The sequence below is a fragment of the Lysobacter sp. Hz25 genome (assembly GCF_046097045.1).
Lineage (GTDB): Bacteria > Pseudomonadota > Gammaproteobacteria > Xanthomonadales > Xanthomonadaceae > Lysobacter > Lysobacter antibioticus_B.
Map to the genome: position 1 here is coordinate 2,923,912 of NZ_CP175666.1, position 20,445 is coordinate 2,944,356.

Below are 20,445 nucleotides of genomic sequence, written 5' to 3' on the forward strand. Positions count from 1 at the left end.
TGCGTTCCTGATCGGCTAGGCGAGAGGCGGCCGTCGCTACGGCGGTCGCCGCCTCAGCTTGCAACACCGCATTACCGGAACGGGCCGCATCGCGGCCCGTTTTGTTTGGGTCCGACTCAGGCCTGGCCTCAGCCCGCCCGCTCGAACGAGAACAGCCGTGCCAGCGGATGCGGTCGGCGTTCGATTGCGGCCCGCAACATCCCGGCGCCGATCATGCTGTAGGTGATGCCGTTGCCGCCGTAGGCCATGGCGAACTGCACGCGCCGGCCGTACTGCGGATGCGCACCGAACCAAGGCAGGCCATCGGCGGTTTCGGCGAAGGTGCCGGCCCAGGCGAAGGCCGGTTGCAGTCGCAGGCCGGGGAAGCGCTCGCCGATCTTGCGCACCAGCTTGCGTGCGCGCGACTCGACCCGGCGGTCGCGTCGCGCCGGCACATCGACGGCATCGTCGCAGCCGCCGACGATCAGGCGGCCGTCGCCGGTGGCGCGCAGATACAGGTACGGGCGCGCCGATTCCCAGACCAGGGTTTTGCCGAGTCGACCCAATTGCTCGGCTTCGAGCGGATCGGTAACGAAGGCGTAACTGCTGCGATTGCGCGCCAGGCGCCGATCGATCCATTGCTGTCCGGCGTAACCGGCGGCGATCACCGCGTGCTCGGCGCGGATCCGTATGCCCTCGCCGGTGCGCAGTTCGACCGAACGCGAAGTCGCGCGCAGATGCTCGATGTGGGTGCGGTCGAACACGCCGACGCCGCGCCGTTGCAAGCGCGCCAACAGCCGCAAGGTCAATCGATACGGGTCGACCGTCGCGGCGCAGGCGCTGAGGATGGCGCCAGGCGCTTTCAGCCCGTAGTCGTGCGCCAGTGCTTGCCCGTCGAGCCAACGCAGCTTCAGACCGTGGCGCTGGCGCAGTGCGGCCTCGTTGCGCAGCACCGGCACATGCGCCGGCTTGCTGGCGAAATACAGGCTGGAGCAGCGCTGGAAATCCACGCCGCGCAGTTCGCGCGCGATCGCCTGCAGGGCCGGAATCGCCTCGGCGCAGGTGCGGTAGGCGAGGGCGGCCTGGTCTTCGCCGTATTGCCGGCACAGATCGCTCAGGTGGGTGTCGATTTCGTACTGCAGCAAGGCCGTGCTCGCGGCGGTGCTGCCCCAGCCGATGTCGCGTTGTTCGACGACGGCGACGTCGTGGCCGTGTGCGGCCAGTTCGTCGGCGATCAGAGCGCCGCTGATGCCGCCGCCGATCACCGCGACTTCGCAGCGCAGGTCTTCGCTCAAGCGCGGAAACGCATGCATGAGGCCGTTGCGGATCGGCCAGAACGGGTAGCCGCTTTTCAGGTCCATGCGTTGGCGAGCCGGGACGACATGCGCCCAGCAGAACCGTTGCGACGTCGTCGCAGGGTGATCGTGCGGAGCCTCAGGCCCCGCGGCGAGCCGTCAGTGACGGACTTCGCTGGCTTCGTGCAGGCCGCCGAGGCCGGGCTGCGGCTCGACCGCGAGCTCTTTTTCCAGTTCGACCCGGAACTCCTCGAAGCTCAAGCCGCGTTCGGCGACTTCGGTCTGCGCCGCGGTGCGCAGCGCGGCCGAACAGCCCAGGCTGACTTCGCGGCCTTCGCCGCGGTGCAGCGATGCGGCGCGCTCGAGCAGGGCGAGGACCCGCGCCGCGCTTTCCGAACCACCGACGATGCGGCCGCCGAGACCGAGCGTCCACTCGCCTTCGCGGCGCACGATGCCGCCGAGCAAACGCCCCTGGGCGTCGCGCAACTCGGCATGCGGCTCGATGCTCGGGCCGGGCAGGGGCGCGTTGCGGGCCTTGGCGATCTTGCGTTTCTTGGCGTCGCGGCGGGCCTTGGAATTGATCGACATATGTTCCTCGGCTCAGCCGGTTCGTCCTGGAAAGATCATAGCCTGTCGAGGTGATGGGGCCATAGCGTCGGGCCGGGCAGAGGCCCGGCCCGCTTCAGTCCGCAGCCAGATTGCAGGCCGTGGCCCGCCCTGCGCGGACTGGCTTCGGTGGCGCGCCCGGCCGCCATGGCCGGGCGCACTCGCAGGCTCGAAAGCGGTGCATCCTCAAGATCGGTGCGTGTTCAGAACCACAACCGCACGCCGGCCACCAGACGGGTGTCCTCGATGCTTTCGCCTGCGTCGCGGCGGTAGTCCGCGGTGCCGCCGAACGCGCGCTCCCAAGTCACGCCGACATAGGGCGCGAACCGGCGGGTGATCTCGTAGCGCAGGCGCAGCCCGGCCTCGACGCTGCTCAGGCCGGAGCCGATGCCGCGTTGCGGATCGTCGCGGCCGGACAGATCGATCTCGACCAGCGGTTGCAGGATCAGGCGATTGGTCAGCAACAGCTCGTACTCGGCCTCCAGGTTCAATGCTGTGCGTCCCGACTCGCCGACGTAGGCCGTCGCGGCGACCTCGAACTTGTACGGCGACAGGCCTTGCACGCCGATCGCTGCCCAGGTCTGCGGACTCGCCGGTGCGAAGTCGTGTTTGAGGCCTGCGACGAGGTCCCACCACGGCGATATCGCGCGGCCGTACAGGACTTCCAGATCGGCCGACTCGGTCCGCCCGTGTTCTCGCTCGCCTTCGCTGCGCAGCCATAGCCGATCGGTATCGGTGCCGACCCAGCCCTGGGCTTCCCAGGCTTGGGCGCTGCCGTGTTCGACCTCGACCGCTTCCAGCCGGTTGATCAGCAGATAGCTGTTGACCGACGGCGCATGGCGCATGTGATGCGACACCGGCGGGAACGCCGCGGCGCGATCGGCGTCGGTCGGGGTCGGGATCGGCTCACGTGGTTCGCCCGAGGGCGGCGTGCTGCCTGCGTGCGGCCCGCCCGAATGATCCATGCCCGAGTGGCCCATCTGCGAGTGGTCCATTTTCGAGTGGTCCATCTTGGAATGATCCATCTTCGAACGATGCGCGGGCGTCGACGCGGCAGGCGTCTGTGCGCGCGGCGGATCCTGCATCGTCGCGTGGCCCATCTGCGAGTGATCCATCGCTGCATGATCCACCGAGGAATGCTCCGATGCTTTCGCATCGGCCGCAGCCGGTTCGACGGCGGGCTTGTCGGCGGTTTGTTGCGCGGCGTGATCGGTGTGGTCCATCGTTTGCGCGCAGACGCCGCCAGCCCACAGCAAGGCCAGCGTCAGCGCGGAGCGATGCAAAGTGCGTGAGGTCTTCATTCTTCGACCCTCACTTCGCGCATCATCCCGGCTTCCATGTGGTACAGCAGGTGGCAGTGATAGGCCCAACGCCCGAGCGCGTCGGCGCGCACCCGATAGCTGCGGCGGGTGCCCGGCGGCATGTCGATGGTGTGCTTGCGTACCTGGAACTCGCCTTGCTCGTTCTCCAGGTCGCTCCACAAGCCATGCAGATGGATCGGGTGGGTCATCATGGTGTCGTTGACCAGGACGATGCGCAGGCGTTCGCCGTAGGTCATGCGGATCGGTTCGGCGCCCTCGAATTTCTGGCCGTCGAAGGACCAGGCGAATTTCTCCATGTGGCCGGTGAGGTGCAGCTCGATCTCGCGGTTCGGCTCGCGCCCGTCCGGGTCGTCGAACAGGCTGCGCAGGTCCGCGTAGGCCAGCACCTTGCGGCCGTTGTCGCGCAGGCCGATGCCGGGGTCGTCGAGCTTGGCCGAAGTCGCCATCGCGCGCATGTCGATCAAGCGTTCGTCGCCCGCCGCCGGCTTGGATGCGGCCGCGCCGGCCTGCATGGCCGAATGATCCATGCCGGCCATGTTCTGCATGCCCATGTTCGCGCCGCAACCGCCTTCCATGCCCTTCATCTGCGACATGTCGCGGCTGCTGCCATGCGACATGCTGCCATGCGACATGCCGCCGTGGCCCATGTCGTCCATCGTCAGCAGCGTGCGTGGGTCGTGGCGCGGCACTTCGGCCTGCAGGCCTTCGCGCACGGCAAGGGTGCCGCGGGCATGGCCGGTGCGGGCGTTGTCCTGGGCGAAGATCGTGTAGGCGTCCTGGCCCGAGGGTTCGACCAGCACGTCGAAGGTTTCGGCGACGGCGATGCGGAACTCGTCGACGCTGACCGGATGGATGTACTGCCCGTCGGCGGCGACCACGGTCATCTTCAGGCCGGGGATGCGCACGTCGAAATAAGTCATCGCCGAGCCGTTGACGAAGCGCAGCAGCACTTTCTCGCCGGGCCGGAACAGGCCGGTCCAGTTGCCCGCGGGCGCAATGCCGTTGAGCAGATAGGTATAGGTGTGCCCGTTGACGTCGGACAGGTCGGTCGGGGTCATGCGCATGCGCCCCCAGTCGCCGCGGTCGCGCAGGGTCGCGGCGAGGCCGCGCTCGCGCGCATCGCGCATGAAGTCGCCGACCGTGCGCTTGTAGTAGTTGTCGTAGCTCGACATCTTCTTCAAGCGCCGGAACAGTGCGCCCGGGTCGAGGTCGGTCCAGTCCGACAGCAGCACCACGTGCTCGCGGTCGAAATGGAAGGGCGCGGCCTCGCGCGGATCGATCACGATGGCGCCGTACAGGCCGGCCTGTTCCTGGAACAACGAGTGGCTGTGATACCAGTAAGTGCCCGACTGGCCGACGCGGAAGCGATAGGTGTAGGTCTCGCCGGGATGGATGCCGTCGAAGCTGAAACCCGGCACCCCGTCCATGTTGGACGGCAGGATCAGGCCGTGCCAATGGATCGAGGACATGCCCTCGGCCAGGCGATTGGCGACGCGCAAGGTGACGGTGTCGCCCTCGCGCCAGCGCAGGATCGGCGCCGGCAAGGTGCCGTTGACAGTGATCGCCGGGCGCGTGCGGCCGGTGAAATTGACCTGCGCGGCGCCGATCGAGAGGTCGAACTCGGTGCCGCGCAAGGTCTGCGCCGTGCCGGCCAGGCCGGTCGAGGCGAATGCGGAATGCCACAGGCCGGTGCCTGCGGCGAGGCCGCCCACGGCCAGGCCGGTGACGAAGCGGCGGCGGCCGGCATCGATCGGCGCGGCGCCGTCGAAGCGGTTGAATCGATTCATAAGGTTCTTCCTGTTGGTGGAAGAGTCGCAACGGTGTGCGAAGCGCGCAGTCCGCAACGGCCGGTCGAGCCGGCGTACGAAGCTTGCGCGGGCGGGCGGCGCAGGGCGCGGTATGAGCGCCTGGGCCGCGGGCCGGGCGCGAAGCCCCGGCCTGACGGATCTCAGGCGATAGGAGGCCGGATCGGCAGGCTCGACACGCCGCTGGGTGCGGCGGCTTCGACGGGCAAAGCGAGCAAGGTGTTCGACAACGGCGGGGGCATCGGCAGGGCGATGCGCACGATGGCGACCGCCTGCAGGCAATCGCACTGGCAGCGGAACTTGCCGCAGCAATCGTCGGCGGCTTCCTGGTCCGGTTCGGCCGGCGCTTGCGGCTGCGCCGCGAGGGCAGGGGCCGCGCCCAGGTCATGGCAATCGGCGTCCATGGCCGTCTGCGTGCCCATCGCCATTGCCGGCTCGGCGGGTGGCGGCATCGCCATCGGCGCCGTCGAGGCATGCATGGCATGGGCGCCGCCCACCGACATCGTCGCCGCGGCGTAGCCATTGAGGCTGATCGCCACGATCAACAGCACGCGCAGCAGGAGCGGGAAATAGGCCATGGAGCGTCGGATCGGAGACGGCACAGGATGCGGCAGGAGACGGGACAGTTTCAACGGTTTCCGGATTCGCCGCGTTAACCGTTCGTGAGAGGCGCTGTCGACACGATGGGAAGGTTGCTCCGCTCGGCCGCGAGCTCAGCGGGCGAGGTCGCCATATTCGGCGTAAAGCGTGCGCTCGACCACGGCGCCGCCGATATGGTCGCCGGGCTTGAGCTCGCCGCTGCTCGTTGCCGCTGCGGTTTCGACCAAGACGCGCTCGCCTTCGCCATGCGCCGCCGACACCTGCACGACCTGGTCCATGTCGGGCGCGCCTTCGAGGCGGTGGGCGAGGAAATGCTCGCGGCCTCGGCCGAAGGCGATCCATTGCCGCGGCTCGGGCTTGCGCCCGGCCTCGAAGCGGCGGAAGTGCACGATCCGCTCGACCTTCACCTCGATGCCGGTGACGATGGGCGTGCCGCCGCGTTCGAAGTGGCCTCGGTACAGGTCGGCCTTGAAGCGGCCGTCGGGACGGACCGTTTCCGGCAACACCCACTGCTCGCTCGGCGCCAGCGTGTAGTACTCGCGCGGATGCGATTTCGCGTCGGCGCGGTACTGCGCCAAGGCGTCGGCGGGCAGGCCGGCTTCGAAGATCAGCTGGTAATCGTGCGGACGATGGAACATCGGCAGATGCGAGAGATAGACCATGTCGGTGCCGGCGACCAGCATGCCGTGCGTGTTCGGCTTGTCGGCGAACTCGCCGGGCTGGGCGATGCGCGCCAGTACGAATTCGTCGCGCACTTCCTCGTGGAGGAAATCGCCGAGCTCGGCGCAGGTCTTCTGCCATAGCGCCAGACTCGATGCGTCGAGGGCGAGGGCGTGCTCGTCGGGTTGGTAAGCGCTGCCCAGCGGATACAGCTGGCCGGCGCGCGCACTCATCTCGATGTGCGCGCCGAGCACGCGCTCGACCCGGTGGCGTTGCGCGAACGAGGCCAGGCGTGCCGCGCTGGCGCGATAGGCCGGCCAGTCGCGCACGGTCAGCAAGCCGGGATACAGGCTGTCGCCGCTGAACAGGCTGGCCGTCTGCGCATCGTAGATCGCGATATGCGCAGGCTCGTGCCCCGGTAACGGCAACACCGTGAGCGTGCGACCGCCGAGATCGAAACGCGCCTCGCCGTCGGGCCAGCGGTCGAGGCCGAAGAAGGCGGCGACCTGCTGCGGCTGGGTGCCGACGATCCGGGTGTCGGGACGATCGCGGAACTGGGCATCGCCATGGACGTGGTCGCGATGGCCGTGGCTGTGCGCGACCACCAGCGGCAAGGCGTCAAGCTTGCGCTGGCGCTGCCACTCGCCGAGCAGGCGATCGACCGTCGCACGCAGCGGCAGCTCGCTGTCGGCAGCCTCGCTGTCGCCGGCCTCGCTGTCGCTGGCATGTTCGGCGCCCGTGTCGAGCAGCAACGCGCCTCGGTCGCCCGCCAACAGGTACAGGAACGGCGCTTCGAAATTGCTGGCCTTGGACTGGCGCAGGATCCACAAACCGGGCGCGGCCTCGTGCACTTGCAAACGGGCTTCGCCGGGCGCGCCATGGACCCACCGGTCCGGCATGGTCACGGCGGGAAGGGCGGGGGCGGGCAGGTTGGCCGCGCCGGCCGGGCTGGCGGTGGCGAGGACGAAGAACAGCAGCAGACGGTGCAATGCAGTCATACGCAGGCGGCGGAACGGCGAACGGGCGGGGATTATCCGGTATTGCCGCGCTTCTTGCCGCCAAGCCAGGCTGTCATCCCCGCCGAGGCGGGGATTTCGCGAAGGCGGATATCCGGAGACTTCAGAGTCACGAGACTTCAGCGCCATATCGCGGTTCCCAGCCGTCGACGCACACGAACTGGATCAACCAGTCGGTCGACGCTCATGCCGCCGTCATCCCCGCGAAGGCGGGGATCCAGAGACTTCAGAGTCATGCCGCGATAAATCCCTGGATCCCCGCCTTCGCGGGAATGACGAAACAAGAGCGGAGATGGTGGCGATACGCGCAGGCGCACCGACGCGTAGCCGCTCGATCCCGCCTGCTGTCGTGCAGCATGCCGCCGCCGCGCATCCGCGCTTACTACCAACCAGCCCACATGCATTGTGTGAACCCGTCCAGACAAAAGGAAAGGCGGGAAAAACAGCCGTTGACAGCGCTGTCATGAAATTCGAGCTTGGCCCCGGGCCTGCCACCGGCAGGCGCTATGTTCAGCATCGGAGCCGATCATGAACCTCGCACGCGTACTCGCTTTCTCCACCGCGGCCCTGATGGCCGCGGGCCTGGCCATGACGCCTCAGGCGGCGCAGGCGCAGACCCTGGTCTGGGAAGACAACTTCAACGGCCCGTCCATCGACGGCAACAAATGGATCTACGACGTCGGCGACGGTTGCCAGATCGGCCTGTGCGGCTGGGGCAACAGCGAGCTGCAGTACTACACCAGCCGCCCCGAGAACGCGCGCATCGAGAACGGACGCCTGGTGATCGAAGCGCGACGCGAGAACTTCGGCAGCCGCGGCTTCACCTCGGCGCGGCTGAAGACCGAAGGCCGCATGCACTTCAAGTACGGCACCTTGGAAGCGCGGATCAAGGTGCCGGATCTGCGCAACGGCTTGTGGCCGGCGTATTGGATGCTCGGCACGGTCGGCAACTGGCCGGCGCGCGGCGAAATCGATCTGATGGAAATGGGCTCGGCCGCGGCGATCGCGGCGGGGCGGACCAATCGCCGCGCCGGCGCCGCGGTGCACTGGGACCACCAGGGCTCGCAGGCCGACTACGGCCGCGACCACGAAAGCGCCAGCGACCTCAACGGCGGCTTCCACGTCTACCGCATGACCTGGGACCCGCAGTTCATCCGCGTCGCCATCGACGGCCAGCAGTTCTTCGAATTCGCCATCTCCAACATCGAAGGCGCCTCGCTGCACGAGTTCCATCATCAGTACTTCCTGTTGCTGAATCTCGCGGTCGGCGGCAGCTACACCGGCATCCTGTCGGGCAACGGCATCACCGCGCCGTTGCCGGCGAAGATGGAGATCGATTACATCCGCCTGTACCAGAACCCCGGCAGCGAACTCTATGTCGGCGGGGCGGCGCCGAGCGGTAAGTTCGGTGTATTCACCGAGCGCAGCGACATGAACGACCGCCTGCGCTACGACGGCGATGCCGATCTGTACCTGTGGAACAACCTCGCGCCGATTTCTGCGCCGGCCTTCGAGGGCAATCAGCTGATGGCGTTCCGCGCCAACGCCGGCGCCTGGTATGGCCTCGGTGTGGCCACCGGCTATCGCAACATGAGCCGCTTCGGCAACGGGCGTTTGAAGTTCCATATGCGTACGACCACCCCGTCGACGTTCAAGATCGGCATCAACTCGTCGTTCGGCGACAGTTGGATCGACTTCGTCAACGACGGCCAGCAATACGGCCTGGTACGCGATGGCCGCTGGCACGAGGTCAGCATTCCGTTCAGTGCCTTCCACGATCTCGACCTGCATGCGGTCAAACAGATGTTCATGCTGGTGTCGGACCCGCCCGTGGCGAACGTCGATATGCTGATCGATAACGTCTACTACCAGGATCACTGACGCGCACTGGATGTGATGCGCGTCGCAGGGCGGCGCTTCCGCCTTGCGACGCGCAACCGCGCCGGTTTGTGCGAACGCCTGCGCAGTCCGCGGCATTCGTGTGTCGCTCATATCGAAAGTGAACGATGCGAGCGCGACGCCTGGCTTGCCAAGCCAGGTGGCTCGGCGTACTTTAATCCGCAGTCGGCGACCCGCCGGCGCATGACGATTCCATGACGGGCACGATGCCCGTCATCACTCAGCCAGCCGGCGTTCCTGCCCGCAAGCTCGATCACATCCAGAGCCTGCAGGTAATCACAGTGAACGCATACCGAGGCGCGGCTTGCGCGTCCCCACGTGTCCGATCGTCTGCCGCATCGCGGCGGCGGCTCGTTTCCGTTCGTCCCCAGTTCGTTTCGACGCGGGCAGGGGGCGGGCGATGATCGGCGAAACGCATGCCCTGACGGCGGTGGAGTCCCCAAGCCATGGCGCTCGCTCGCCTGCGACTCCGGCTTTGTTGTCGAGCTATCTGACGCACGATTCGCTGTTCTCCTCGGCGACCCATCAACTGCATGCGCGCGGCGTGCTGGAAACCCTGGTGCATTCGATCGATGCCGATCTGGCCGGCGAATCCGAGCGATTGCTGGCGCGGGTGGCCGCCGACAGCGGGCGTCTGCCGTTGATGGGCGCGGTGCCGTTCAGCGCCTCGGAAGCCTCGTGCCTGTGGGTGCCGTCGCAGGCCGCATTCGCCGCGGGGCGTGCGCGTCACCGCGGCGCTGCCTTGAGTTCGCTGCCGTCGGATCAGAAGTCCGCACCGCGGGTCGAGTCGGTGCCGGCGCCGGCGCAGTTCAAGCGCAACGTCGAACGCTCGCTCGACCGCATTCACGACGGCGGCATCAGCAAGGTGGTGATGTCGCGCAGCCTGCGCATCGCCGCGCGCGTCGACGTGCCGCAGTTGCTCGCGCAATTGCTGACGCGTGCGCCCGGCGCTTACACCTTCGCCATGGACTTGGCCGGCGCGGCCGGGCCGAAGGCCTGCCTGATCGGCTCCAGCCCGGAGTTGCTGCTGTCCAAGCGCGGCGCTCGGGTGGTTTCCAACCCGCTGGCCGGTTCGATTCCACGCGTCGCCGATGCCGAGGAAGACCAACGCCGGGCGCGCGGACTGCTCGAATCGGCCAAGGACCGCTACGAGCACGCCCTGGTCGTCGATGCGGTCGCCGCGGCCTTGCGTCCCTATTGCCGCGATCTGCGCGTGCCGAAGACGCCGTCGCTGGTGGCGACGCCGACCATGTGGCATTTGTCGAGCGTGGTCGACGGCGAGCTGATCGATCCGAATACCAGCTCGCTGCGCCTGGCGCTGGCCTTGCACCCGACGCCGGCGGTCTGCGGCTATCCGACCGAACCGGCGCGCGGCGTGATCCACGAACTGGAAGGCTACGACCGCGGTCTGTTCACCGGCCTGGTCGGCTGGTGCGACGCCGAGGGCGACGGCGAGTGGGCGGTGACGATCCGTTGCGCCATGGTCGAGGAAGACAGCGCGACCGTGTTCGCCGGCGCCGGCATCGTCGCCGGCTCCGAACCCGATGCCGAACTCGCCGAGACCACCGCCAAGCTCGGCACCATGCTTAACGCGATGGGCCTGACCCAGGCGGTGGAGGCGACCGGCGCGGAGGGCAGGGCATGAGCGGGACTGATCTGCTCGACGGTTGCACGCCGTGGCCGGAGGACTTCGCCGAGCGTTATCGCGCGCTCGGCTACTGGGCCGGGGTCGGCCTGTATCAACGCCTGGCCCAGGTCGTCGCCGAACACGGCGAACGCATCGCCGTGGTCTGCGGCGAACGGCGCTGGAGCTATGCGCAGTTCGACGAGAAAATCCGCCGCTTCGCCGCGGGACTGACCCGCCTGGGCATCGGCCCGCGCGATCGGGTCGTGTTGCAGTTGCCGAACCTCGGCGAGTATTACGTCGCCTGCTATGCCTTGTTCCGCATCGGCGCCTTGCCGGTGTTCGCCTTGCCGGCGCATCGGCGTTCGGAGATCGCCTACTTCGTCGAGCATACCCAGGCCCGGGCCTGTGTGATCGCCGACCGCGATGTCGGTTTCGACTACCGCGAGTTGATGCGCGAGGTGCGCGCATCGCAAGACTGCCTGCACGAGGTGATCGTGGTCGGCGAGGCGCAGGAGTTCCACGCTTTCGATTCGCTCTACGATGCGCCGATCGATCAGCCCGGGCCGCAGGCCGGCGACATCGCCTTCCTGCAGTTGTCCGGCGGCAGCACCGGCGTGCCGAAGCTGATTCCGCGCAGCCACGACGATTACCTCTACAGCGTTCGCGCCAGCGCCGAGATCTGCGGGCTGGACCAGGACTGCGTGTATCTGTGCGTGCTGCCGTGCGCGCACAATTTCCCGATGAGTTCGCCGGGTGCGCTCGGCGTGTTCGAGGTCGGCGGCCGCGTCGTGCTCGCGCGCCAGGCCGAACCCGATTTCTGCTTCGGCCTGATCGCCGGCGAGGGCGTGACCCTGACTTCGCTGGTGCCCTCGCTGGCCTTGGCCTGGCTGGAGTCGCGTGCGCGCGAACGCCACGACCTGTCCAGCCTGCGCACCATTCAGATCGGCGGCGCTCATCTCGCCAACGAAGTCGCGCGGCGCGTGCCGGGCGCGTTCGCCTGCCGCTTGCAGCAGGTGTTCGGCATGGCCGAAGGCTTGGTCAACTACACCCGCGACGACGATGCCGAGGAACTGGTGTTGAGCACCCAGGGCCGCCCGATCAGCGCCGACGACGAGATCCGCATCGTCGACGACGACGATCGGCCGGTAGCCGAGGGCGAAACCGGTCACTTGCTGACGCGCGGGCCGTACACCATCCGCGGCTATTACCGCGCCGAGGCGCATAACGCCCGAGCCTTCACCGAGGACGGTTTCTACTGCACCGGCGACCGCGTGCGGCGCCTGGCCTCGGGGCATCTGATCGTCGAAGGCCGGGCCAAGGACCAGGTCAACCGCGGCGGCGAGAAGATCGCCGCCGAGGAAGTCGAGAGCCATCTGCTTGCGCATCCGGCGGTGTTCGATGCCGCCCTGGTGGCGATGCCGGACCGCTGGCTCGGCGAAAAATCCTGCGCCTTCGTGGTCCTGCGCGAGCCTGCGCCGAGTCCGCGCGAACTGCAGCGCTTCCTGCGCGAACGCGGCATCGCCGCGTTCAAGATTCCCGACCGCATCGAGCCGATCGAGCGCCTGCCGCGCACCGCGGTCGGCAAGATCGACAAGAAACTCCTGCGCGCCCGCTTCGTCGCGCCGCCGGCCGACGCCTCCGTCCCTCACTCACTTCTCGCCGAAACGCTGTCATGACGATTCCGACCATCGCTTCCTATCCCATGCCGGGCACCGACCGTCTGCCCACCAATCGCGTCGACTGGCGCCCGGACCCGTCCCGCGCCGTGCTGCTGATCCACGACATGCAGGATTACTTCCTCGCTTTCTACGACCGCGCCCAGGCCCCAGTGCCCGAACTGCTGGCGAACATCCGCGCCTTGCGCGATGCCTGCGACGATGCCGGCGTGCCGGTGGTCTACACGGCGCAGCCGACCGAGCAAAGCGCGGTGCAGCGCGGCCTGCTGCAGCCCTGGTGGGGGCCGGGCATCACCGCCAAGCCGGAGCTGGCGCCGGTCGCGGTCGAGATCGCGCCGCGCCCGCAGGACGTGGTGCTGACCAAATGGCGCTACAGCGCTTTCGTTTCCAGCGACCTGCGCGAACGCATGCGCGAGCAGGGCCGCGACCAGCTGATCGTGTGCGGCATCTATGCCCACATCGGCTGCATGATGACCCTCGCCGATGCCTTCATGCACGACATCCAGCCGTTCATGGTCGCCGATGCGGTCGCCGACTTCTCCGCCGAGGAGCATGCGATGGCGCTGGATTACGTGTCGCGGCGCTGCGGTGTCGTCATCGATCGCACCGCCTGCATCGATGCGCTCGGCGCTGGCCTGGGCTTGCCGCGCAGCCTGATCGCCTTGCGCAGCGAGCTGGCGCAGATCATGGAAGTGCCGCTCGACGACATCGCCGCCACGGACAATCCCTTCGAAGCCGGCCTGGACTCGATCCGTTTGATGACCTTACTGGAACGATGGTCGAGCCGCGGTGAGCGCATCGGCCTGGTCGAACTGGCCGAGCGCGGCAGCGTGTCGGAGTGGTGGCAGCTGATCGATTCGCGACGGGCCGCCTGATGGACCCGAACACGCTTGCATTGCCGTTGACCGGCCCGCAGTACGGCATGTGGGCCGGGCAACACCTCGATCCCGACAGCCCATCGTTCTGGACTGCCGAGGCGATCGAACTGACCGGTCCGCTGGATACGCCAGCGCTGGAAGCCGCGCTGCGCGACACCTTGTCGGCGTGCGATGCCTTGCACATGCGCTATCGCCTGCAGGGCGAAGAGGTCGTGCAGATTCTCGACGCGGCACGGCCGGTGGTGATCGCGCACCAGGACTACTCGAATTGCGAGGATCCGTGGCGCAGCGCCCGCGCCTGGATGGACGAGGACCTGCAGCGCAGCGCCGACCTGGCGCAGCGGCCCTTGTTCGCGACCGCACTGATCCGACTCGGCGAACACCGCCACCTGTGGTATCTGCGGGCCCACCACATCGCCCTCGACGGCTTCGCCTACCTGCTGTTGATCCACCGCGTCGCCGAACTGTATTCGGCCCGTGTCGGCGGACGCGCGGCGGCGCCGGCGCGCGACTGGTCCCTGGCGGCGAGCATCGCCGACGAGGCGGCGTATCGCGCCTCGCCGCGGTTCCTCGCCGACCGCGATTACTGGACGCAGCGTTTCGCCGACGTCGGCGAGCCGGTCACCCTCGGCCCGAAGCGCGCGCCCGACGACAGCTCGCATTCGCAACGCCGCCTGCTGGCGCCGGCCGAGTACGCGCGGTGGCAGACGGCGGCGCGGGGGCTCGGAGTCGATTGGGCGACCTGGCTGATCGCCTCGATTTTCGCCTGGCTGCATGCGCGCAGCGGCGCGAGCGATCTCAGCCTGGGCTTGCTGGTGATGAACCGGCTCGGTACGCCCGCACTCGCCGTGCCTTGCATGGCGATGAACGTAGTGCCGCTGCGCCTGCGCATCGGCCCGGAGCAGAGCTTCGAGGGCCTGGTGCGAACGGTGGCCGGCGAGCTGCGCGAACTGCGCAGCCACCAACGCTATAACTACGAATGGATGCGCCGCGATCTCGGCCTGGCCGACGGCCACGCCCAGCTCTACGGCCCGGTGGTGAACCTGATGCCGTTCGATCGCGGCTTCGTCTTCGAAGGACTGCACAGCCGTGCCCACCCGATTTCGGTCGGCTCGGTCGAGGATCTCGACATCACCGTCTCGCCGATGGCCGAAGGCATCCGTTTCGACATCGAAGCCAATCCGCAGGCTTACGATGCGGCGACCCTGCAGGCGCATCACGCCGCGCTGTGCGAGGTGCTCGAAACGGTGATCGCCGAACCGGCGATCTCGGTCGATGCCCTGGCCCGGCGGGTCTCTTCGCCACGCACGGCGGAGGCGGCATGAGCGGCGCACGTCCGCGCCTGCTGCGGGTGCTGCGGGTCGTCGAGCTGACCCCGCATATGCGCCGCTTCACCCTTGGCGGCGAAGATTTGATCGGTTTTCCGAGCGGCAGCGAAGGCGCGCATATCAAGCTGTTGTTCCCCGACCGCGCCGGCGAAACGCCGGTATTGCCGAGCCTCGGCGAGCGCGGCCCGGTCTGGCCCGAGCATGCGGTGCGACCGCATGTGCGTACCTATACGGTGGTGCGCATCGACCCGGACGCGAACGAGATCGACGTCGACATCGTCCTGCACGGCGACGACGGCCCGGCCTCGCGTTGGGCCATGCGCGCCGGCGCCGGCGACCCGCTCGGCCTGGCCGGGCCGGGCGGGCCCGATCTGTTCCAGGGGCATGCGCGGCGCTTCGTGCTGATCGGCGACCCGAGCAGCTATCCCTTGCTGTACGCGGTGATCGCCAAGCTGCCGGTTACGGCGCAGGTCGATGTCCTGATCGAGGTGCCGGATGCGAGCGAAGTGCAGCCGCTGCCGCCGCACCCACGCTTGAATGCGCAATGGCTGTCGCGCCATGGCGGTCCCGCCGGCGCGAGCCGTTTGTTGCTCGATGCGGTGCGCAAGCTGCCATGGAACCAGGCCGAGACCGTGTCGGTGACCTTGGCCGGCGAAAGCGCGCAAGTGGTCGCGATCCGCGATTTCCTCGCCGAGGTTCGCGGTGTGTCGCGGCGGATGATGTACGCGGTGCCGTACTGGAAAGACCGCTGGGACGAAGACCGTTACCACGACGAACGCCATCGCATCATGGACGCCTTCGACGAGGCCGCGGCTTGAGCGCTGTCGCGTTGAAGCCCGGCGAGTTCGCCGGCCGCACCGTGCTGGTGACCGGCGCCGCGCAAGGCATCGGCGCGGCGACGGCGCAGCGTCTGGCGGGGGAGGGCGCGCGACTGGCCCTGGTCGATCGCGACGCCGACTTGCTCCAGGCCGTAGCCGAAGGACTGCGCCGCGAGGGCGCGCAGGTCCATGCGATCGTCCTGGACCTCGCCGATGTCGCCGCGGTCGATGCGGCGGTCGCGGAGGTCGAAGACGGCTTCGGCGCGATCGAACACCTGGCGCATGTCGCCGGCATCTTGCGCGTCGGCGAATCGCTAGATCTCGACCTGAAGGACTGGGAGGCCTGCATGGCGGTCAACGCCCGCGGAGTGTTCGCGACGACGCGGGCGGTGGCGCGGCGGATGGTCGCCCGCGGCCGCGGCAGCATCGTCCTGGTTGGCTCCAACGCCGCCTCGGCGCCGCGTTATGGCATGTCGGCCTATGCGGCTTCAAAGGCCGCGGCCACTCAATATCTGCGTTGCCTGGCGCTGGAGCTGGCGCCGAAGGGCGTGCGTTGCAACATCGTCTCGCCGGGCTCGACCGACACCGCGATGCAGCGCGCCTTCGTGCGCGACGAAGCGGCGCGCCGCGACATTCTCCATGGCGCCGCCGATCGTTTCCGCCTTGGCATTCCGCTCGGACGCATCGCCGATCCCGACGACGTCGCCGAGGCGGTCTGCTTCTTGCTGTCGGACCGGGCGCGGCATATCACCCTGCACGATCTGCGCGTAGACGGCGGCGCCACGCTCGACGCCTGAGCCGGCGCCGTTCGAACGCCGGCTTCTGCGAGCGCGCTCCAGTCGCAGACCGCCTCGAGGTCGCCACCTTGCGCACGGTCTTGTGCAGGTAAGGCGCCGGTTGCTCGCGCAGAATGACGATGGAGGCACCTTCAGGCATCGGCAGCGCTCGCTTGCGCCCGGCACAGCGCTTGAAAGCTCAGCGCATCGTCGACGGCATGGCCGGCGGCGGTGTTGTCGAAGATGCACCAGGTCTCGGCTTGGGCGCGATCCTTGCCGCAAGCGGCCGCGGCCATGGCGTGCAGTCGCTGTTCGCCGTAGCCGCTGTAGTAGATGCGCGGCGAGCCGTGCCAGCGCCAATAAAGGACGCGTCCAGCCTCGCCGGGCGTGGCCGCCGCGGCGAGCGGCTGCGGCGGGTCGACGCCGGCCCGGGCGACCGCATGCCGTTGCAGCAATTCGATTGCGGCCGGTTCGAACCAACTGCGATGGCGCGGCTCGCAGACCACCGCGGCCGGCGTGCGCCGTTCGAGCATGGCGAAAAAGCGCGCCGCCGTCGCTGCATCGAAGACCAGGCCTGGCGGCAATTGCACCAACAGCGCGCCGAGCTTGTCGCCCAGGCCGGAGACTTCGTCGATGAACGTGTCGAGCGGCTCGGCGACGCCGTGCAGCCCGGCGTCGTGGGTGATGCTGCGCGGCAGTTTGGCGCTGAAACGGAACCCGTCCGGTACGGTTTCGCTCCAGCGCTGATAGGTGCTGCGTCGGTGCGGCCGATAGAACGACGAGTTGATTTCGACCGCGTCGAAGCGCGTTGCATAGACCGCGAGCACGCTGTCGCCGCGCCCGAACCGGGACTTCACCGCCGAGGGCAGTGCCCAACTGGCGCAGCCGACGCGGATACGGGAGGTGCGAGCGTCGGTCAGGATCTTTACGTTGCCGGTCGCCATGCGATGAGCCTCGCGGTGCCGGCGTAGCAACGACGTGAATGCGGAATTCTTCACCTCGCCACGTTGCGCGCTTAACGCCGGGCCGGCCAGGCTGGGGGAAACCCGGGAGGTCGCATGAAGCACAAACGCTTCCGTTTCGGCAAAGGATTCCGCGTGGCCTTCGACCTGCGTCGGGTCCAGGCCGCGGAGATGGTGATCGCCCCCGGAGACGGCGAAGGCGGTCCCGACAATCGCCATCGCGGCGCGGACCAATGGCTGTATGTCGTGTCCGGACGCGGCCTGGCGATCGTCGAGGGACGACGTCAGCCGCTCGCCGCAGGCAGCCTGTTGCTGGTCGAACGCGGCGAGCGCCACGAGATCCGCAACACCGGGCGGACCTTGTTGAAGACGGTCAACTTCTACAGCCCGCCGGCGTACGACACGGACGAGCATGCTTTGCCTGCGGGCAAGCCCTGATCGATCGCGAGGATCAGCACTCGGCTAGGCGCGCCGGCTCGTCGAGAGCCGGCGCGCGATGCCCCACCGGCGGAACGGCGTCCGCCGGCAATGGCTCAGGGCACGATGATGCCGCGATCGTCGTTCTCGCCGACCACGCCGCTGTCGGTGCTGCCGTTGAAGCTCCACACGATGTAGAGATACTTGCGTTCGCCCGGCGCCGGATCGCCGTAGTCGCCGTTGTTGGCGATGAACTTGCGCTGCCCGTTGGCGTACTGCTGGGTGACTTTGCTGGTGACGTCGTTGGTGCTGTTCCAGACGCCGTAACCGGCGAAGGTGATGGTGGCCATGATCCTGTCCTCACTGTGCAGACGACTCTCGCTCGCATCCGATGCCGGCGAGCCGCGCCGGCGTCGTCCTGGCCGGCGGCAGGACGGAGCATCCACGCTTGCGCCCGGATTCACCTGCCGGGAACCTTACGGTTTGGGTTCGTAACTCGATCAATGGCTTAGGGCGGGTTCGCATGCCGGTAACACCGGCGTCATCCGGCGAGCGCCCGGTATCCGCACAGCGCTCGCGCATGCGGCATGGCCATGGAGCCGAGCCGAGTCGAAGCAATCGCCGGAATCTTCGACAGTCCCGTGAAGCCCGAATGAGGTATCGTGCCGCCATGTCCGTTTCCGCCATCGCGCTGCGTTTGCTGCTGAGTCTGGTTCTTATCCTCAACGGGATAGGGACGGCGAATGCATCGATACGCATGTTGGGCGCAATGGCGATGCCGGCCGCTTCGTCATCGGTTACGGCGGCAGCGAAGAACGGCGCTGCGCCCTGTCTGGAGCATCATGCGGTGCCGCCAGGAAAGTCAGGTGCCGCAAGCGATGCCTCCGGGCCGGCTCCCGATGGCTGCGCCGATCCCGCACCGGATTGTTGCGAATCCTCCGCATGCGGTTGCGCATGCACGCAGAGCTGCGCGTTCGCGGTGCCGGCCGTCGCGCAGCCCATGCTGGTCATCGCTCGCGATCCGTCGATCCGAGCGATGAGCTCGGGTCACCCCGCGCCCGCGCTCCCGCATCTGATTCGACCTCCCATCGCCTGAGCGTTCGCCGGCGCCGCAAGGCGCCTGCCGTCGTGCATTCGGTCTGCCCGAGCACGACGGTCCTGCCCACTCCCGCGGGCGTCCCTGGCGCATGCAGAACTCGCCATGCCATTCGATTCCGTCGCTGCTTGCGCCGGCGGATCGCTGATTCGATTGCGCGCCGGCTTGGCCGAGCCACGCGTCGGAGCGGCGATCCTGCGCCTCGCATCGGCGCAGGTTCGAGCAGGGTCGAGGCCGCGCCCAGCTGCGCGACGAGTTCGCCAGCACGCTCGCGCGTTCGCACAAGATTCACGAGAGACTCCATGAAGACCATCCACACCTCCATGCTCGCGGCCACGGTCGCGATCGGCTTAGTCGCCGTCGCCGGCGCGGCCACCGTATATTCCGGCGTCTACAACGTCGCCGCTGACGAGCCGCATACGCCTGCGGTCTACGCAGTGCTGGAAACCGCTCGCGCTCGCTCGATCTCCGTACGAGCGAGCGAGTTGCAACTGCCCTCCGGTCTCGACGATGACGCGCGCATCCGACAGGGCGCGGGCAACTACGCCGCGATGTGCGCGGGCTGTCACCTGGCGCCAGGCAGCGGGCCGACCGAACTGAGCAGGGGCCTGTATCCGGCGCCGCCGGACCTGACTCGGAAAATGGTGTCCGCCGCCGAGGCGTTCTGGGCGATCAAACACGGCATCAAGGCCAGCGGCATGCCGGCCTGGGGCAAGAGCATGCAAGACGAGTACATCTGGAACATGGCCGCGTTCCTGCAAAAACTACCCAAACTCGACAAAGCCCAATACGAGGCCTGGGTCGCCAGCAGCGGCGGGCACTCGCACGGCGGCGGAGAAACCGGTGGGCATGCGCATGCGCCGGGCCAGCGCGACGCGCACCAGGAAAGCGGCGGGCCAGTGCATGAACAAGCGCATCCCCGGCAGAGCGACGAAAGCGATGCCGCAGGAGCGAAGCCGGGTAGGGCGTCGGAAGGCGGAACCCGCCATACCCACGCAAATGGTATGCAGCACCTGCATGCTTCGACGGTAAAACCGTCCGGGCCGAAACCGCCGACAAAACCCCAGGCCGCCGATCCCCATGCGGGGATGGCCATGCCGGAAGCGAAACCCAATCCCCAAACCCATCCAGCCGGCGACGATGGCCATGACCACCAACATTGACCGTTCACTTACCCGGGAGAATAAATCGATGCCTTTGCGCTTACTGACCTGTTTCTGCGTGGCCGCACTGTTCGCGTTGCCGGCACCGGCCCACGATGGCAAGCACGCATCGCCGGCCAACAGCGATGTCTCGGCGGCCGCGAAGCCTGCGCTCGAAACGGTCGAGCGCTTTTCCTCGGCGCTCCAATCCGGAGACCTGGCCCAGGCGGGCTCGTTGTTGGCGAACGAGGCGCTGATTCTGGAAAGCGGCGGCGCCGAGCATTCGCGCGAACAGTACCTGGGCGGGCATGCCGCGCACGATGCCGCATTCCTGAAAACGGCGCGCGTTCGAGTGCTGCGCCGCACCGCCCGCGCCGAAGGCGATCTGGCCTGGGTGGGCACCGAGAGCGAAGTGCATACCAGTGGGGATGGAAAGGCCGCGATCTTGCTGAGCTCCGAAACGATGGTGCTCGAGCGAGCGCAGCCAGGCTGGCGAATCGTGCATATTCACTGGTCTTCGCGGCCCAAACGCTAAGGAACGCC

At 67.9% G+C, this 20,445-nt stretch carries 19 protein-coding genes; 11 read left to right on the forward strand and 8 right to left on the reverse strand.

The genetic code is table 11. The features are described from left to right. Positions 1–128: 128 nt before the first annotated feature. From ACKN61_RS12315 to ACKN61_RS12340, 6 genes are all read right to left on the reverse strand, one after another. On the reverse strand, positions 129–1,340 hold the full coding sequence (locus tag ACKN61_RS12315) for an NAD(P)/FAD-dependent oxidoreductase (protein ID WP_408953675.1): 1,212 nt from the start codon (positions 1,338–1,340) through the stop codon (positions 129–131). 93 nt (positions 1,341–1,433) lie between these two features. Beyond that, on the reverse strand, positions 1,434–1,862 hold the full coding sequence (locus tag ACKN61_RS12320; RefSeq protein ID WP_051885082.1) for a hypothetical protein: 429 nt from the start codon (positions 1,860–1,862) through the stop codon (positions 1,434–1,436). Between the two features lie 221 nt (positions 1,863–2,083). Next, a complete protein-coding gene (locus tag ACKN61_RS12325) occupies positions 2,084–3,181 on the reverse strand; it encodes a copper resistance protein B (RefSeq protein WP_408953676.1) in 1,098 nt (365 codons plus the stop codon). After that, positions 3,178–4,989, reverse strand: a complete 1,812-nt coding sequence (locus ACKN61_RS12330) for a copper resistance system multicopper oxidase (RefSeq protein WP_408953677.1) — start codon at positions 4,987–4,989, stop codon at positions 3,178–3,180. Before ACKN61_RS12330 ends, ACKN61_RS12325 begins: the two co-directional genes overlap by 4 nt. 161 nt (positions 4,990–5,150) lie before the next feature. Beyond that, complete coding sequence (locus tag ACKN61_RS12335) at positions 5,151–5,585, reverse strand: CopL family metal-binding regulatory protein (protein ID WP_408953678.1); 435 nt, start codon at positions 5,583–5,585, stop codon at positions 5,151–5,153. Positions 5,586–5,720: 135 nt separating this feature from the next. Then, a complete protein-coding gene (locus ACKN61_RS12340; RefSeq protein ID WP_408953679.1) occupies positions 5,721–7,265 on the reverse strand; it encodes an MBL fold metallo-hydrolase in 1,545 nt (514 codons plus the stop codon). Positions 7,266–7,811: 546 nt separating this feature from the next. On the opposite strand from ACKN61_RS12340, the gene ACKN61_RS12345 reads away from it, so the two are divergent. The 7 genes from ACKN61_RS12345 (at position 7,812) to ACKN61_RS12375 (ending at position 16,306) form a co-directional block, all read left to right on the forward strand. After that, a complete protein-coding gene (locus ACKN61_RS12345; RefSeq protein WP_408953680.1) occupies positions 7,812–9,164 on the forward strand; it encodes a family 16 glycosylhydrolase in 1,353 nt (450 codons plus the stop codon). Positions 9,165–9,660: 496 nt separating this feature from the next. Further along, entirely contained in the window at positions 9,661–10,827 is a 1,167-nt protein-coding gene (locus tag ACKN61_RS12350; RefSeq protein ID WP_408953681.1) for an isochorismate synthase, read from the forward strand. Further along, positions 10,824–12,485: a (2,3-dihydroxybenzoyl)adenylate synthase gene (locus ACKN61_RS12355; protein WP_408953682.1), complete on the forward strand. Its 1,662-nt coding sequence runs from the start codon at positions 10,824–10,826 to the stop codon at positions 12,483–12,485. Before ACKN61_RS12350 ends, ACKN61_RS12355 begins: the two co-directional genes overlap by 4 nt. Further along, positions 12,482–13,360: an isochorismatase family protein gene (locus ACKN61_RS12360; RefSeq protein ID WP_408953683.1), complete on the forward strand. Its 879-nt coding sequence runs from the start codon at positions 12,482–12,484 to the stop codon at positions 13,358–13,360. Before ACKN61_RS12355 ends, ACKN61_RS12360 begins: the two co-directional genes overlap by 4 nt. After that, the gene (locus ACKN61_RS12365; protein WP_408953684.1) at positions 13,360–14,688 is read left to right on the forward strand and encodes a condensation domain-containing protein; all 1,329 of its coding nucleotides are present in this window, start codon (positions 13,360–13,362) and stop codon (positions 14,686–14,688) included. The genes ACKN61_RS12360 and ACKN61_RS12365 overlap by 1 nt, the downstream gene beginning before the upstream one ends. Further along, the gene (locus ACKN61_RS12370; protein ID WP_408953685.1) at positions 14,685–15,509 is read left to right on the forward strand and encodes a siderophore-interacting protein; all 825 of its coding nucleotides are present in this window, start codon (positions 14,685–14,687) and stop codon (positions 15,507–15,509) included. Before ACKN61_RS12365 ends, ACKN61_RS12370 begins: the two co-directional genes overlap by 4 nt. Beyond that, complete coding sequence (locus tag ACKN61_RS12375) at positions 15,506–16,306, forward strand: 2,3-dihydro-2,3-dihydroxybenzoate dehydrogenase (RefSeq protein WP_408953686.1); 801 nt, start codon at positions 15,506–15,508, stop codon at positions 16,304–16,306. Before ACKN61_RS12370 ends, ACKN61_RS12375 begins: the two co-directional genes overlap by 4 nt. Before the next feature lie 131 nt (positions 16,307–16,437). On the opposite strand, the gene ACKN61_RS12380 is transcribed toward ACKN61_RS12375, so the two are convergent. Further along, positions 16,438–17,229: a DUF72 domain-containing protein gene (locus ACKN61_RS12380; RefSeq protein ID WP_408953687.1), complete on the reverse strand. Its 792-nt coding sequence runs from the start codon at positions 17,227–17,229 to the stop codon at positions 16,438–16,440. A 114-nt stretch (positions 17,230–17,343) separates the two neighbouring features. On the opposite strand from ACKN61_RS12380, the gene ACKN61_RS12385 reads away from it, so the two are divergent. Then, positions 17,344–17,685 carry a cupin domain-containing protein gene (locus ACKN61_RS12385; RefSeq protein WP_408953688.1) on the forward strand — a complete coding sequence of 114 codons (342 nt, stop codon included), beginning with the start codon at positions 17,344–17,346 and terminating at the stop codon, positions 17,683–17,685. Positions 17,686–17,780: 95 nt separating this feature from the next. Here ACKN61_RS12385 and ACKN61_RS12390 read toward each other — a convergent pair whose 3' ends face one another. After that, positions 17,781–18,014, reverse strand: a complete 234-nt coding sequence (locus tag ACKN61_RS12390) for a hypothetical protein (protein ID WP_408953689.1) — start codon at positions 18,012–18,014, stop codon at positions 17,781–17,783. Between the two features lie 320 nt (positions 18,015–18,334). Here ACKN61_RS12390 and ACKN61_RS12395 point away from each other — a divergent pair, with 320 nt between their 5' ends. The 3 genes from ACKN61_RS12395 (at position 18,335) to ACKN61_RS12405 (ending at position 20,437) form a co-directional block, all read left to right on the forward strand. Further along, on the forward strand, positions 18,335–18,760 hold the full coding sequence (locus ACKN61_RS12395; RefSeq protein ID WP_408953690.1) for a CopL family metal-binding regulatory protein: 426 nt from the start codon (positions 18,335–18,337) through the stop codon (positions 18,758–18,760). A 302-nt stretch (positions 18,761–19,062) separates the two neighbouring features. Further along, a complete protein-coding gene (locus tag ACKN61_RS12400) occupies positions 19,063–19,923 on the forward strand; it encodes a c-type cytochrome (RefSeq protein ID WP_408953691.1) in 861 nt (286 codons plus the stop codon). Continuing rightward, complete coding sequence (locus tag ACKN61_RS12405) at positions 19,907–20,437, forward strand: YybH family protein (protein WP_408953692.1); 531 nt, start codon at positions 19,907–19,909, stop codon at positions 20,435–20,437. The genes ACKN61_RS12400 and ACKN61_RS12405 overlap by 17 nt, the downstream gene beginning before the upstream one ends. Positions 20,438–20,445 lie beyond the last annotated feature (8 nt).

Bases quoted from the DNA above. Each gene is read 5' to 3' on its own strand.
- ACKN61_RS12315 (WP_408953675.1), bottom strand. From the start codon at position 1,340: ATGGACCTGAAAAGCGGCTACCCGTTCTGGCCGATCCGCAACGGCCTC.
- ACKN61_RS12320 (WP_051885082.1), bottom strand. From the start codon at position 1,862: ATGTCGATCAATTCCAAGGCCCGCCGCGACGCCAAGAAACGCAAGATC.
- ACKN61_RS12325 (WP_408953676.1), bottom strand. From the start codon at position 3,181: ATGAAGACCTCACGCACTTTGCATCGCTCCGCGCTGACGCTGGCCTTG.
- ACKN61_RS12330 (WP_408953677.1), bottom strand. From the start codon at position 4,989: ATGAATCGATTCAACCGCTTCGACGGCGCCGCGCCGATCGATGCCGGC.
- ACKN61_RS12335 (WP_408953678.1), bottom strand. From the start codon at position 5,585: ATGGCCTATTTCCCGCTCCTGCTGCGCGTGCTGTTGATCGTGGCGATC.
- ACKN61_RS12340 (WP_408953679.1), bottom strand. From the start codon at position 7,265: ATGACTGCATTGCACCGTCTGCTGCTGTTCTTCGTCCTCGCCACCGCC.
- ACKN61_RS12345 (WP_408953680.1), top strand. From the start codon at position 7,812: ATGAACCTCGCACGCGTACTCGCTTTCTCCACCGCGGCCCTGATGGCC.
- ACKN61_RS12355 (WP_408953682.1), top strand. From the start codon at position 10,824: ATGAGCGGGACTGATCTGCTCGACGGTTGCACGCCGTGGCCGGAGGAC.
- ACKN61_RS12360 (WP_408953683.1), top strand. From the start codon at position 12,482: ATGACGATTCCGACCATCGCTTCCTATCCCATGCCGGGCACCGACCGT.
- ACKN61_RS12365 (WP_408953684.1), top strand. From the start codon at position 13,360: ATGGACCCGAACACGCTTGCATTGCCGTTGACCGGCCCGCAGTACGGC.
- ACKN61_RS12370 (WP_408953685.1), top strand. From the start codon at position 14,685: ATGAGCGGCGCACGTCCGCGCCTGCTGCGGGTGCTGCGGGTCGTCGAG.
- ACKN61_RS12380 (WP_408953687.1), bottom strand. From the start codon at position 17,229: ATGGCGACCGGCAACGTAAAGATCCTGACCGACGCTCGCACCTCCCGT.
- ACKN61_RS12385 (WP_408953688.1), top strand. From the start codon at position 17,344: ATGAAGCACAAACGCTTCCGTTTCGGCAAAGGATTCCGCGTGGCCTTC.
- ACKN61_RS12390 (WP_408953689.1), bottom strand. From the start codon at position 18,014: ATGGCCACCATCACCTTCGCCGGTTACGGCGTCTGGAACAGCACCAAC.
- ACKN61_RS12395 (WP_408953690.1), top strand. From the start codon at position 18,335: ATGTCCGTTTCCGCCATCGCGCTGCGTTTGCTGCTGAGTCTGGTTCTT.
- ACKN61_RS12400 (WP_408953691.1), top strand. From the start codon at position 19,063: ATGAAGACCATCCACACCTCCATGCTCGCGGCCACGGTCGCGATCGGC.
- ACKN61_RS12405 (WP_408953692.1), top strand. From the start codon at position 19,907: ATGACCACCAACATTGACCGTTCACTTACCCGGGAGAATAAATCGATG.